This window comes from Prochlorococcus sp. MIT 0701, from assembly GCF_000760295.1.
Classification (GTDB): Bacteria; Cyanobacteriota; Cyanobacteriia; order PCC-6307; family Cyanobiaceae; genus Prochlorococcus.
The window spans coordinates 33,886-46,815 of the sequence record NZ_JNBA01000030.1 but is presented as its reverse complement, the minus strand read 5'-3'; the positions used below and the strand labels follow the sequence as shown (position 1 = coordinate 46,815).

General features: G+C 49.5%; 14 protein-coding genes. 11 read left to right on the top strand and 3 right to left on the bottom strand.

What is annotated here, in order from left to right:
- Positions 1-14 precede the first annotated feature (14 nt).
- The 9 genes from EV12_RS08320 to cbbX all read left to right on the top strand — a co-directional run bounded on the left by EV12_RS08320 (position 15) and on the right by cbbX (position 8,410).
- Positions 15-1,427, top strand: coding sequence for a form I ribulose bisphosphate carboxylase large subunit (locus EV12_RS08320; RefSeq protein WP_036914423.1), 1,413 nt, complete (start codon positions 15-17; stop codon positions 1,425-1,427).
- A 108-nt stretch (positions 1,428-1,535) separates the two neighbouring features.
- Entirely contained in the window at positions 1,536-1,877 is a 342-nt protein-coding gene (locus EV12_RS08315; protein WP_036914420.1) for a ribulose bisphosphate carboxylase small subunit, read from the top strand.
- 114 nt (positions 1,878-1,991) lie between these two features.
- Complete coding sequence (gene csoS2 / locus EV12_RS08310) at positions 1,992-4,367, top strand: carboxysome assembly protein CsoS2 (RefSeq protein ID WP_036914417.1); 2,376 nt, start codon at positions 1,992-1,994, stop codon at positions 4,365-4,367.
- A 7-nt stretch (positions 4,368-4,374) separates the two neighbouring features.
- Positions 4,375-5,919, top strand: a complete 1,545-nt coding sequence (locus EV12_RS08305) for a carboxysome shell carbonic anhydrase (RefSeq protein ID WP_036914414.1) — start codon at positions 4,375-4,377, stop codon at positions 5,917-5,919.
- A 1-nt stretch (position 5,920) separates the two neighbouring features.
- Positions 5,921-6,196: a carboxysome peptide A gene (locus EV12_RS08300; RefSeq protein WP_036914411.1), complete on the top strand. Its 276-nt coding sequence runs from the start codon at positions 5,921-5,923 to the stop codon at positions 6,194-6,196.
- The gene (locus tag EV12_RS08295) at positions 6,196-6,447 is read left to right on the top strand and encodes a carboxysome peptide B (protein ID WP_011825478.1); all 252 of its coding nucleotides are present in this window, start codon (positions 6,196-6,198) and stop codon (positions 6,445-6,447) included. Before EV12_RS08300 ends, EV12_RS08295 begins: the two co-directional genes overlap by 1 nt.
- 56 nt (positions 6,448-6,503) lie before the next feature.
- On the top strand, positions 6,504-7,115 hold the full coding sequence (locus EV12_RS14840) for a BMC domain-containing protein (protein WP_072014301.1): 612 nt from the start codon (positions 6,504-6,506) through the stop codon (positions 7,113-7,115).
- A 142-nt stretch (positions 7,116-7,257) separates the two neighbouring features.
- On the top strand, positions 7,258-7,509 hold the full coding sequence (locus tag EV12_RS08285; protein WP_036914544.1) for a 4a-hydroxytetrahydrobiopterin dehydratase: 252 nt from the start codon (positions 7,258-7,260) through the stop codon (positions 7,507-7,509).
- Complete coding sequence (gene cbbX / locus EV12_RS08280; protein WP_036914407.1) at positions 7,493-8,410, top strand: CbbX protein; 918 nt, start codon at positions 7,493-7,495, stop codon at positions 8,408-8,410. The genes EV12_RS08285 and cbbX overlap by 17 nt, the downstream gene beginning before the upstream one ends.
- 34 nt (positions 8,411-8,444) lie before the next feature.
- Here the strand turns inward: cbbX and EV12_RS08275 are convergent, their stop codons facing one another.
- From EV12_RS08275 to gloB, 3 genes are all read right to left on the bottom strand, one after another.
- Complete coding sequence (locus EV12_RS08275; protein ID WP_011130567.1) at positions 8,445-8,666, bottom strand: DUF3136 domain-containing protein; 222 nt, start codon at positions 8,664-8,666, stop codon at positions 8,445-8,447.
- Between the two features lie 290 nt (positions 8,667-8,956).
- On the bottom strand, positions 8,957-9,355 hold the full coding sequence (locus EV12_RS08270) for a Rid family detoxifying hydrolase (RefSeq protein ID WP_011825483.1): 399 nt from the start codon (positions 9,353-9,355) through the stop codon (positions 8,957-8,959).
- A 224-nt stretch (positions 9,356-9,579) separates the two neighbouring features.
- Positions 9,580-10,362: a hydroxyacylglutathione hydrolase gene (gene gloB, locus EV12_RS08265; RefSeq protein WP_036914404.1), complete on the bottom strand. Its 783-nt coding sequence runs from the start codon at positions 10,360-10,362 to the stop codon at positions 9,580-9,582.
- A gap of 29 nt (positions 10,363-10,391) precedes the next feature.
- On the opposite strand from gloB, the gene hisG reads away from it, so the two are divergent.
- Both hisG and EV12_RS08255 read left to right on the top strand, forming a co-directional pair.
- Positions 10,392-11,045 carry an ATP phosphoribosyltransferase gene (hisG, locus tag EV12_RS08260; protein ID WP_036914401.1) on the top strand — a complete coding sequence of 218 codons (654 nt, stop codon included), beginning with the start codon at positions 10,392-10,394 and terminating at the stop codon, positions 11,043-11,045.
- Positions 11,045-12,841, top strand: a complete 1,797-nt coding sequence (locus tag EV12_RS08255) for an ABC transporter ATP-binding protein (RefSeq protein WP_036914398.1) — start codon at positions 11,045-11,047, stop codon at positions 12,839-12,841. The genes hisG and EV12_RS08255 overlap by 1 nt, the downstream gene beginning before the upstream one ends.
- The last annotated feature ends 89 nt before the right edge of the window (positions 12,842-12,930 follow it).

The following is a 12,930-nucleotide window of genomic DNA, read 5'->3' as shown; positions in this document are numbered from 1 at the left end:
AAAGGAGCTATTCCATGAGCAAGAAGTACGACGCTGGGGTTAAGGAGTACAGAGACACCTACTGGACTCCCGATTATGTACCCCTAGACACCGACCTGCTGGCCTGCTTTAAGTGCACAGGACAGGAAGGCGTTCCTAAAGAGGAAGTTGCGGCAGCTGTTGCTGCTGAATCTTCAACAGGTACTTGGTCCACAGTTTGGTCAGAACTACTAACTGACCTTGAGTTTTACAAGGGTCGTTGCTACAGGATTGAGGATGTACCTGGAGACAAAGAGTCTTTCTATGCCTTCATTGCTTATCCACTAGACCTTTTTGAAGAAGGTTCAATCACTAACGTTCTGACCTCTTTGGTCGGCAATGTCTTCGGTTTCAAGGCACTTCGCCATCTTCGTCTGGAAGATATTCGCTTCCCGATGGCCTTCATTAAGACCTGCGGTGGTCCTCCTAATGGCATCGTCGTAGAACGCGATCGTTTGAATAAGTACGGTCGCCCCTTACTTGGTTGCACCATTAAGCCCAAGCTTGGCCTTTCTGGTAAAAACTACGGACGTGTTGTTTATGAGTGTCTGCGTGGTGGTCTCGACTTAACAAAAGACGACGAGAACATCAACTCTCAGCCTTTCCAGCGTTGGCGCGAACGTTTTGAGTTTGTTGCTGAAGCTGTCAAGCTTGCACAACAAGAAACTGGAGAAGTCAAAGGTCATTACCTCAATTGCACAGCGACAACTCCTGAAGAGATGTATGAGCGTGCTGAGTTCGCTAAAGAACTCGACATGCCAATCATCATGCATGATTACATCACTGGTGGTTTTACAGCCAACACAGGTTTAGCGAACTGGTGTCGTAAAAACGGCATGCTGTTGCATATTCACCGTGCTATGCATGCGGTGATTGACCGTCATCCCAAGCATGGAATCCACTTCCGTGTGCTGGCTAAGTGTTTGCGCCTTTCCGGTGGAGACCAGCTTCATACCGGAACTGTGGTTGGCAAACTAGAAGGTGATCGTCAGACCACACTTGGTTATATCGATAACCTGCGTGAGTCTTTTGTTCCCGAAGACCGTAATCGCGGCAACTTCTTTGACCAGGACTGGGGTTCCATGCCTGGAGTCTTTGCTGTGGCCTCTGGTGGTATCCACGTTTGGCACATGCCAGCGTTGCTGGCAATTTTCGGCGATGACTCTTGCCTGCAGTTCGGCGGTGGTACTCATGGTCATCCATGGGGGTCTGCTGCTGGTGCAGCTGCTAACCGAGTCGCACTTGAAGCTTGTGTCAAAGCTCGTAATGCAGGTCGTGAGATCGAGAAGGAAAGTCGCGACATCCTGATGGAAGCCGCGAAGCATAGCCCTGAGCTGGCAATCGCACTTGAAACTTGGAAAGAAATCAAGTTCGAGTTCGACACCGTCGACAAACTCGACGTTCAGTAGAGAGTCTCATTAGAGGAGACATCTGTCTCCTCAAGACTTTTTCTCAGATTTAGTTAGGCCAACACTTAGTCGTACTGGCCCTCAAACATCCACATTCCAAGGTTCACCATGCCTTTCCAGAGCACAGTTGGTGACTATCAAACAGTCGCCACCCTGGAAACCTTCGGCTTTTTACCGCCGATGACCCAGGACGAAATTTACGATCAAATTGCCTACATCATTGCTCAGGGATGGAGCCCTGTGATTGAGCACGTTCACCCAAGCGGTTCCATGCAGACCTATTGGTCTTATTGGAAGTTACCTTTCTTTGGCGAGAAGGATCTCAATACGGTCGTCAGTGAGCTTGAGGCTTGCCATCGTGCATACCCTGATCACCATGTTCGCATGGTTGGTTATGACGCGTACACCCAAAGTCAAGGAACCGCATTCGTAGTATTTGAAGGTCGCTGATTTTAGTTTCAGCATCTATTCCTTAATAGCCTCGAGGTTTTCTTTCGGGGCTATTAATTCTCATCAGAGGCAACGAGCCTCTTTCCTCCTTACGACGTTTTTTATTGGTTGGGCATGGCAAAACAATCCAGTCGAGAGCTAGCGCTTGAACGCCGTAAGGCCCTGAGCAACTCAGGCAAGAAATCCACTGCATTAAGTGGATCAAATTCCAATCGCATCCGAACTGCTTCTGATGCACGTGTTACAAGAACAGATCAATCTTTTGTAAAATCGAATAATAGTCCTGATTCAATATCATCTGAAAAAGTACACGCAAAGACCTCTTTTGCTGTTCCTAGAGAAGTCCCTAGCGCTCCTAGACGTCAAGCCAAATTCATAGTCAACCCAAGTCGTGACTTGGTTTTGGCACGTCGTGATGAGCTTTCTCGCCGTGGTCAGCCTGCAGCAAAAAGTAAAGATAGAACCCGTGCAGATGTTAAGAAGCTCTCGTCTAAGTTTAGCCAGCAAAGTGTTGACAGTCATGAGGCTAAGGATTTATCTGCCAATCAAAAAGATCTTGATAAATCTTCTTCTAAGTCTTTAAAGAATTTTGATGCTGTCTCAAGATTAAGTTCAAGAAATTCAGTGAACCGTCCTTCTACGAAACGTAGAGCGATACAAAATCCAAGCCGTGCTTTAGTTCTTGCTCGTCGCGAAGCACAATCCAAGCATGGTAAAACTGCGGCAAATCAACCTACTTCTGCAGCATCAGTAGCTCGTCAGGGAGACCCTGACTTGTCAAGTCGAGAGATTTCACAAAGAGTTCGTGAATTGCGAAGCAAAAGTGGATCTACCGATAAAAAGCGTTCTGGTGCATGTCGTCCCTGTGGCCCTAACCGTAACGGTTCCAAGCAGGCAGTCGCAGCAGATGCCCATTGGAAAGTTGGTTTAAGTGAAACCAGTACAGGTCAGTTCGTCACTGGTACTCAAGCAAATCGCTCTTCTAAAACCACGGGTAATGAAGCGAGTACTTGTCGCTCAATTACCGGCACTCAATACTTGGGCTCTGAGGTTTTTGATGCCTTTTGCCAGTCTGCGCCGCAACCTGGGCAACCTTTAAAGGTTGCAGTTACAAATACAAGTCATGGAAATAGAGTGACTGGAAATGAAGTTGGCCGCTCTGAAAAAGTTACTGGTGATGAACCTGGAACTTGTAAGACTCTTACAGGTACCGAATATATCTCGGCGAATCAGTCCAATCAATATTGTGGTGCTAGCCAACCCTCACCAAGAAAAGTTGGCCAGAGCATTACAGAAGATGGTCGAAAGGTTAGTGGTGTGATGGTTGGACGTTCTGAGAGGGTTACTGGCGACGAAGCTGGCTCCAATCGGCAACTTACTGGTGATCAGTATCTTGGAGCTGACCCACTCCCTGAAGGTAGACCTGCTGAAAAAGTTGGTTCATTTCATACGCTGCGTGGAGCAGGTGTAACTGGTACCAATGTTGCTCGCTCGGAGAATGTTACTGGTAATGAACCAGGTAGTTGTAAAAGAGTGACCGGTGATGAATATGTTGGTACTCAGCAATACAAAACATTTTGCGGTGGCAGGCCAAATCCTGAGGCGGCTAAGGTAGGTTTAAGCCTCACAAATAAATCGCAAACTGTTAGTGGAACGCTTACAGGTCGCTCTGAACTTGTAACAGGAGATGAGCCTGGAACATGTAAAGCAGTCACTGGAACTCCATATGGTGGGCTTGAACAAGCTGCTGGTTGGTGTGATACAAATTCTGTAAGAGAAATTCAGGACCGTACCCCAAAGATGATGGGTACACCTGGAGCTGTCATGACAGGTCTTCAGCCTGGAGTAGGTGGAGTGATGACAGGAGCAGAGAAAGGTGCTTGTGAACCTTTGACTGGCACCCCATATGTTGGTGGAGATCAACTTGCCCAGGCTTGTGGATCAGACGCCCCCGCTGGTAGTGAGTTGCAACAGGATGGACAAAGGTCTGCCCCTTGGACTCACTTTAGTGTTCAGTCTCCAGCAAGGGCTGCTCATGTGAAGAGTGAACAGCGCTCTGGAGTGACAGGTACAAGTTATGAGCAGGGTTCTCAGATTACGGGTCCTTTTAATATGGCGGTTGATAAAATTACTGGTACTGAGCAGTTCCGTTTTGATCGTAAAAAACGTCATTTTAAGTCGGTTCCTGTTGAAGAAACCTCCAATGATGTAGGGCAAAAACGCCCAGAATCACGAGTTACAGGAGAAGGCCAATCTGCAGGCCTCAATATCACCGGAGATGATTGGGATCGCAGTGAAAGGGTGACTGGTACCGAAGGAGCTTCTGCTCGTCGCCGTAATCCAACTCGGCCAGGCCCGATGTCTGCGATGCCTGCCGCTGATTTAAAGCGTAATGAGGAACTTTCTCAACCAATGAGTCGAGTAACAGGATCAAGTGGTAACACTGATCAAGGCTCCTTGATCACAGTTTCTGGCGGCGCAAGGGGTTGATTGATTGATGGCCTATCGCAATCGCAATTTGGCCTCTCAAACGCAAAGACCCTTGGCTCCGACTGCTCCAAGGAGGAGGCCTGTGGTAACACCTCAGATCTCTGTTGGTTCAACCCCAAGAGGTATTGCTCGTGGGTTACAAGGCCAATGTCACCCGCTTACAGACAGAGCCTTCAATCAGCATCTTCAGGCTTATGAAGGCAATGTCAAAGGCTGTTTTGAGCTGATTGTGCCCTTGCTTAAAAGGATTTCAGCTCTTCAGCATGATCAGGATTTTGTCTCAAAGTCTCAAAGTCTTGCTCGCTCTGAACTCGGTTTTGATTTGCCGAGCCACCTTTTGGAACAGGCTTGGGTAAGAGCATTAGATATGAGGGCTTTATTTGCTTGGTGTGTGTTTCAGTTTCATCAGCAGGTGAGTGACCGTTTCTTTCAAGAAGATCCTCTTCAAGGAGGAGAAGGTAGCCCACAAGCAAAGGAGTTTTACTCATTTCTTGTTGATTGTGGTTTTCATCTCCTTGATGTCTCCCCCTGCGCTGATGGACGCTTGGCACATACGATTGCTTATGCCTTACGGATTCCTTTTAGTTCAGTAAGACGGCGCTCCCATGCAGGCGCTCTATTTGATGTTGAGAAAACCGTAAACCGTTGGATTAAGACAGAACACAGACGTTATCGAGAAGGTGTTCCAAATTCAGCCGATTCTCCAACGCGTTATCTCAAGGTTGTCACCTATCACTTTAGTTCCCTTGATCCATCTCATCAGGGATGTGCGGCTCATGGAAGTGATGATGCATTGGCAGCTTCAGCTGGTCAACAGCGTCTTCTTGATTTTCGTGAATCCGTAGAGAATAGTTTCTGTTGTGGTGCATCAGTAGACCTTCTTTTGATCGGGCTTGATACCGATACCGATGCGATTCGTGTCCATGTTCCTGCGGCAGATGGCTCAATTGTTTTAGATGAGTGGCTTTCGGCTGAAGATCTCTATCAAGAGACGCTTTCTCTAACTTCAGCTCAGGCAATGCAACATATTGCTGAACGTGTTGAAGCCAGTGCACCTAAGAAACCTGATCAGGGGATGGTGTTATTCATTACAAAATTGATTGCAAACAACTTTTCTCAGATTGATTACGTGAAGCAATTACATGCTGGCCCCTACCCAGATGCTGGGCATGCAGAGCGCTTTATTGGAGTTGGAATAGGTTTTAAGGAAGTTCATCTTCGCAACCTAACCTATTTCGCTCATTTGGATACAGTCGAAGTAGGTGCTCCAGATTTAGATGTAGGAGTGAAAATTTTTAAAGGGTTGAATGTTTCTCGAGATCTGCCAATTCCTGTTGTTGTTCGCTTTGATTACTCTGGGCAAGTCCCAGGTGCAAGGGATCGAGCTATGTCTGATTGCTATCGCGTAAATCAAGCTATTGCTGAGCGTTACTCTGACCTTTTCGATCAGGGCCTTCTTCATACATTCTTGACGATTCGTGATCGTGACAAAAAAGATACTTCAGAGGTAGTCGGTTCCTCCTTGGAGCCTGTTCATCAGGAGGCACACTGACATGTTGATTTGCAAGGTTCTTAAACCGCTTGTTTCCACCAATCGAATCCCGGGATTCGAACACAAACACCTTCAAGTTGTTCTTGATGGAAGTTCCAAGAAGGTTGCAGTCGATGCTGTGGGTTGTAAGCCAGATGATTGGGTTATTTGTGTCGGCAGCTCTGCTGCGAGAGAGGCGGCAGGAAGTAAATCTTATCCTAGTGATCTTACGATTGTAGGCATTATTGACCATTGGGATCCAGAAGCCCCGAAGCCAGTTTCTGGGGGCTCAGCTTGATGGAAATCATGCAGGTCATGGGCCGTTTGGTTTGTACGCAAAGGGTTGACGGTCTTGGTCATATGCATCTGCGCATCCTGCGTAATAACGCTGGCAAGCAGTTGGTTGCTGTTGATCCTGTTGGTGCTCGAGAGGGCAATTGGGTGTTTACCTCCAGTGGATCAGCTGCACGTTTTGCATGTCCAGATCCCAACACTCAAACAGATCTGACCATTGGAGGAATTATTGATTACTGGTTGCCTGATGGATAGGTAATAAATGATTCGGATTCGATCCATTTCTGCTCTTCTTCTTAAACTTTTTATCCATGCCAAAACCTTCTTCCTCTAGTTCTTCAGACAGCCCTTCGTTGACGAAATCGACACCTGCTGGCTCTGAAGTTGCCAAAAAAGTTCTTCCTGGCAAGGCAACACAAACTGTGGATGTTTCTGCTTCAACATCGTCTTCATCAAGTTCAAAGTCGACTACGAGCAGAAGTGCTGCCACAGCGGGCACATCCGCCAGTAGAGCAACGGGTGCCGGGTCCGCATCAAGGGGCGGTAGGAGTGCTGTGGGTTCCAGTGGCAGTGGCTCTGCGTCTGGTGGTGCTATCAAGGCCCCTGCTTCCTCCGTTCCTTCTTTTGTTCAGGGGGTCGCACTCGGAATGATTGAAACTCGTGGCATGGTTCCTGCCATCGAAGCGGCTGATGCAATGACAAAAGCTGCTGAGGTTAACCTCATCTCTAGGGAATATGTCGGTGGCGGTTATGTCACTGTGATGGTGCGTGGCGAAACAGGAGCTGTGAATGCAGCCGTTCGTGCTGGTGCAGATGCCTGTGAAAGGGTTGGTGATGGACTTGTTGCTGCCCACATTATTGCTCGTCCTCATGAGGAAGTTGAGCCAGCATTAAGACCCACTCATGCAAAGCGCCGTAGCTAATTTAGCTAAACCCTAATTTAAGCCGGATACTTTGTCGGGTTTTTCTATGGCGAATTTCTTCGCAATTCTGGTGTGATCAACTTTGATGACAAGCATAAAGGTTATTCTTTGACTTAGAATGATCCACCTCTCAACTGTTGTGATGAATCAATGGCAGAAGCGCGTTCGTCCCATACGACTCGAGCGGCGATTTGAATTCGAAACCTATGCAGAAACCAGGGATTTTTTAGATCGTCTTGGTGAGCATACTGAAGCAGCAAAACGCTTTCCTGATATTAGTTTTGGACGTACCTATGTCAATATCACGTTGCGGCCGGAGGATGAAGAAGAAGAGGTTGAGTTAAATGAAGATGATTATAAATTTGCAGCTGAGATAGATGGACTCCTCAATTGATCTCTCTTTGGCTTATGCCGATTCCGGAGTTGGAGAGGTATTAGATCAGTTGGATTGCGAGCTGATTGGCTTGAAGCCGGTGAAGACGAGGATTCGAGAAATTGCCGCTTTGTTGTTAGTTGATCGGGCCAGGCAGGATTTTGACTTAGCCAGCACGATGCCAAGTCTTCATATGTCTTTTACTGGACGACCTGGCACTGGAAAGACAACTGTTGCAAGCAGAATCTCTCAGATTCTTCATCGCCTTGGATATCTGCGCAAAGGTCATGTTGTGACTGTCACCCGTGACGACTTAGTTGGTCAGTACGTTGGCCACACGGCGCCAAAAACTCGGGAGATGATTAAACGTGCACAAGGAGGTGTGTTGTTTATAGATGAGGCATATTACCTTTATAAACCAGGTAATGAAAGAGATTATGGAGCAGAAGCAATCGAAATATTGCTACAGGATATGGAATGTCGGCGAGGTGATTTTGTTGTTATTTTTGCTGGTTATAAAGATAAGATGGATACTTTCTATCAATCTAATCCTGGCCTTTCTTCTAGGGTTGCTCACCATATTGATTTCCCGGATTACAGCAATCAGGAGTTGATGGCTATCGCTCAGTTATTCCTGGTCCAGCAGAACTATTACTTTGGCCATGAAGCTGAGGGCGTTTTCGAGGATTACATCGAACGTCGCCGTCATCTTCCTTTCTTTGCTAATGCTCGTTCAATTCGCAATGCTTTGGACCGTACCCGTTTGAGGCAGGCGAATCGATTGTTTGCACGCATGGGAGAACCGCTCAGTCGTGATGAACTGATGACGATCGAATCTGCTGATATCTTGGCGAGTCGTGTATTCCAAGGGGAGCTGGAAGGTCGACATCCGACTCAACCCCTTATGGAATCGTCTGAATGAGGATTGAAGATAGCTTTTGGATGAAAACCATTCTCTACTTTGGTTGTTCCAGATCCCGTCTGATCAGCACAAGCAAATAAGACGGTGCCTTGTAACGGCTGGGGAGGCAACGATTGAGGGTCTCAAGATGGCTCCAACACACTGTGCGCTCTATCTCTTGGGTGCTACGACCTTCCTGCAGCAGTCGCCTTAGGGCCTTGCAGTAAAGGGGATAACCCGCCTCGAGTTCGCCAATGGTCAACTTGGCTTCGGCCATGGTTTCTCGCAGTACGCCTCTAAACCTATGCAATCTTCAGACTACTCAGCGGACTGTCCGTCTTGGCGGATTCGGCTTTTGCTTTTAGGTTCGGCCAATCGTTTTTTCCCCTTTCAACGCTAGGGAAAGTCACAGGAGTTAGCAGTAACCCCACTTCCGCTGTCAATCAAAGTGATTAGGGTTGATCGGATCGAAGAACTCCTGCTAGGTCAGGGATAAGAGGACAGGGACAAGATTTTCTTGAGTCGCTACACGCTTGATCCAAGCGCTTCACGTCTCTCTGGTTGTTTTCAGCCGAGCCAAGCAACGCAATCGATTTCCACTCGACCACCTTTTGGGAGGGCAGCTACTTGAACACATGCTCTTGCTGGGCTGATGCCATCCCCGAAGATCTCGCCATAGAGAGCATTAACCCTCTGGAAGTCGGCCAGATCCGTGAGGTAAACCGTGGTACGAATCACTTGCCTTGGCTCAGCACCGGCTGCTGTGAGCACAGCCATCAGATTGCTTAGGACCTGGCGGGTTTCAGCTTCCACATCACCTTGCCCAACCATGACCCCGTTGGTTGGATCAAGGGCAATTTGACCAGAGCAGTACAGCCATCCTCCTGCTAGTACGGCCTGGTTATAGGGCCCGACTGGTGCTGGAGCTGATGCTGTTGTGATTGCTTGCACAGAAGGGGCGTTCATGGTCTGCTCTGAGCATCAATGGTGCATCATCGCTGTCAGCTTTTGTTTCTGTTGAAAATCCTCTGGGAGTGAGGCCGCTTCGTTCATGTTCGAGCGGCCTTGATCTCAATGGACTGCAATCTCACTGGTTGTTGGTCCTGTTCCATTGGGACAGGCCTGTCTTGTTTGTGAGCGGTTTTGCCACGGGCAGGCCGTTTTGATTTTGCTGAGTTAGGTATGTGTGCTTAGTTTTGCCATTGATCCTTGTGTTGGCGAAGTTCTGCCAGCTCTTTGCTGCTCTGAGCACGCACAAACAGGTTGGTACGTTGTTCTTCTGAAATGCTGCTAGGCAGGCTCAGGGCACCTCGCTTGCGGCGACTGGAAACGTCTGCAAGTCGCTCGTTGATAGCAACATCTTCTGGATGCAGGGCGGCGGCCCAGCGCAGATTTGCTTCGGTGTATTCGTGAGCGCAATACACACGGGTCTTCGCTGGCAGGCAACAGAGACGTTGCAGAGCCTTGTACATGTCTTCGGCAGTTCCTTCAAACAGCCGGCCACATCCAGCTCCGAAAAGGGTGTCACCACAAAACAGGGCTGGATCTTCACGATCTTCATTGTTTGTGGGCAGGTAATAAGCAATGTGTGCTCTGGTATGACCCGCAACGGCGAGCACCTCAACACTGCTGTTTAGAAGAGAAATCTTGTCTCTATCACGAACGGAGATCGTCTGGAACGGAATGCGATCACGGTCTGCAGCGGCTGCTACCACGGCTGCGTTAGGCCAGTCCCTAAGCAGCTCAAGGGTTCCACCAATGTGATCAGCATGGTGATGGGTCTGAAGTACTGCTGCGAGTGAGAGCTTTCGAGTTTGCAGCCATGTCTTGACTGGTTCTGCGATTGCTGGATCCACAACGACAGCCTGGTCTCCCTTAATCCAGATCCAGATGATGTTGTCCTGAAGAACAGGAAGGGCATGGACCGATGAACGTTGTTCATCGGTAGTCGCAGCTGTTGAGGTTGCTTCCATCGTTAAAGTCCAGGTCGACGCATCGCTCCATGATCACGGTCGCGCTTGCAAAGGGAGCTTTGCTGAATGATTCGGTTGCTCGGTTTCAATCTGCTGGGTTGGATTTCTCCGCTGTACTTGATCCAGGCAATCGTCAGTTAATGGTGCCTTCCCGTTGTGGTCGGGCCCGGGCATTGTTGGTGCGCAACGGGGATGTGCCCGTTTATGTTGCCTATGGCCAGGCCCAGTTGGGAGTTGTGGGTTACGACGTGCTTCGGGAGCATCAGATGCCCGTTGCCCAGTTGGTTGATCTTGGCTTCGGGGGCTGCCGTATGGCTGTGGCAGTGAAGGACAGCAGTGGCTATAAGCACGCGGCTGATCTACCGCCCCATTGTCGAGTGGCTAGCAAGTTTACCCATTGTGCTCGAGAATTTTTCGACGCTCTTGATCTGCCTGTAGAACTTGTTCACCTCACCGGTTCGGTAGAACTTGGCCCTATAACAGGCATTGCTGAAGCGATTGTCGACCTGGTAGCGACAGGCCGCACCCTTCGCGACAATGGCTTAGTGGCCATTGAGGAGCTATTTCAGTCCTCGGCACGCTTGATAGGTCATCCATTGGCCTTGAGGTTGGACCGTGGAGATCTTCAGTTGATTGTGGAGGCCATGCGGATTCAGCAATCATTACCTAAGAATTCAGCTTGATGGCTGTTACTGATTTTCAGCGGGTTCGGCGTCTGGGGCGTTATCTCCGTGAGGACCGTCGGCGTCTATGGATGGTCCTGGCCCTCTTGGTGCCGTTAGCCCTCGCTGGTGCCATTCAACCCCTCTTGGTGGGCCAGGCGATCAGTGTTTTGAAGCAAGAGTCAACCTTCCCTTGGCTCAGTGAGCTGCCAGTGAGCTCAGCCGTAAGACTTTTGGTGGGGATTCTGCTGATTTCTGTGCTTCTGCGCTTGGGTCTGCAGGGCTTTCAGTCTTTCAATATCGAGGCCTTGGGGCAACGGCTAACGGCCCGTATTCGTAACGATCTTTTTGGCCATGCCATGGCCCTTTCGCTGCGCTTTCACGATCGGATGCCTGTTGGCAAGTTGTTGACTCGGCTGACCAGTGATGTGAATGCACTGTCTGAGGTTTTTGGCAGTGGGGCAGTGGGAGTTTTGGGGGACCTCGTCACCCTTGTGGTGATTGCAGTCACCATGATGTTGATTGATTGGCGGCTGGGGGGATTGCTGCTGGTGACGCAGGTACCGGTCACCTTGGTGATCCTTTGGTTGCAAGGCCGATACCGGAAAGCCAATTACCGCGTGAGGGAGGAACTCTCTCAGCTCAATGCCGATTTTCAGGAAAACCTTCAGGGGCTTGAAGTGGTCCAGATGTTTCGTCGAGAAACGTTTAATGGGCAGCTATTTGATCGCACTGGCTCGGCCTACAGGCAAGCCGTGAATGGAACGATCTTTTATGACAGCAGCATTTCAGCTTTTATCGAATGGGTTGCCCTGGCAGCCGTTGCTGCGGTGCTGGCCCTTGGTGGATGGATGGTGACTGCCGAGACAATGGGCCTTGGCACCTTGACAACGTTCATCCTTTATTCCCAGCGTTTGTTTGATCCTTTGCGGCAACTTGCTGATCGCTTCACTCAGATTCAGGGGGGACTGACCGCTGTTGAACGGATTGGCGAGTTGCTGGAGCAGCCACTTGACATTGTCGATCCAAGTCCTGTTAAAGCGGAACCCATCGCTGCTAGGCCCTCGGCTTCTGCTCCTTGCGGTGAGGTGGTGTTTGAGGGCGTGAGCTTTGCCTATCGGCCGGACGAGCCGATTCTCCAGGATCTTAGTTTTCGTATTTCTGCTGGTGAACATGTTGCCCTGGTAGGACCAACCGGCTCAGGCAAGACGACCCTGATCCGCTTGCTGTGTCGCCTCTACGAGCCTCAGGTCGGGCGGATCATGCTTGATGGTGTTGACATCAAAACAATCCCTCTTTCGCGGCTACGCAAACAACTGGGGGTTGTGCTTCAGGACACCTTTCTGTTTAGCGGCAATGTTGCAGATAACCTTCGATTGGATTCCTCGATTGAGGATGATCGTTTGCGGGCGATCTGTAGGGATCTTGGCCTTGATCCTTTGCTCAATCGGCTACCCAACGGCTTGGAGACTGAGCTCAGGGAGCGTGGCGGCAATTTGTCATCGGGAGAGAGACAGCTCTTAGCGGTTGCAAGGGTGGCCATTCGCAACCCCACTGTGCTGGTCATGGATGAGGCGACAGCTTTCATGGACCCTTCCACGGAAGCGACATTGCAAAGGGATCTAGATCGTTTGCTTGAACGTCGCACCGCTGTTGTGATTGCCCATCGCCTGGCCACTGTGGAAGCAGCCGATCGAATCATGGTGCTTCGGCGGGGCGAGCTGATTGAGCAGGGAACTCACCTTGAGCTTCGTGCCAAGGGGGGCCTTTATTCTCAGTTGGCGGAACTACAGGAACGGGGACTGGCGAAACTTTGAATTTAGTTTTTGCTTTCAGCGATTGGATCTTGATTGCACCCTCAAGCGTGATGGCTATGGGGGTTGGTGAGGCAGGATCAAGACAGTTG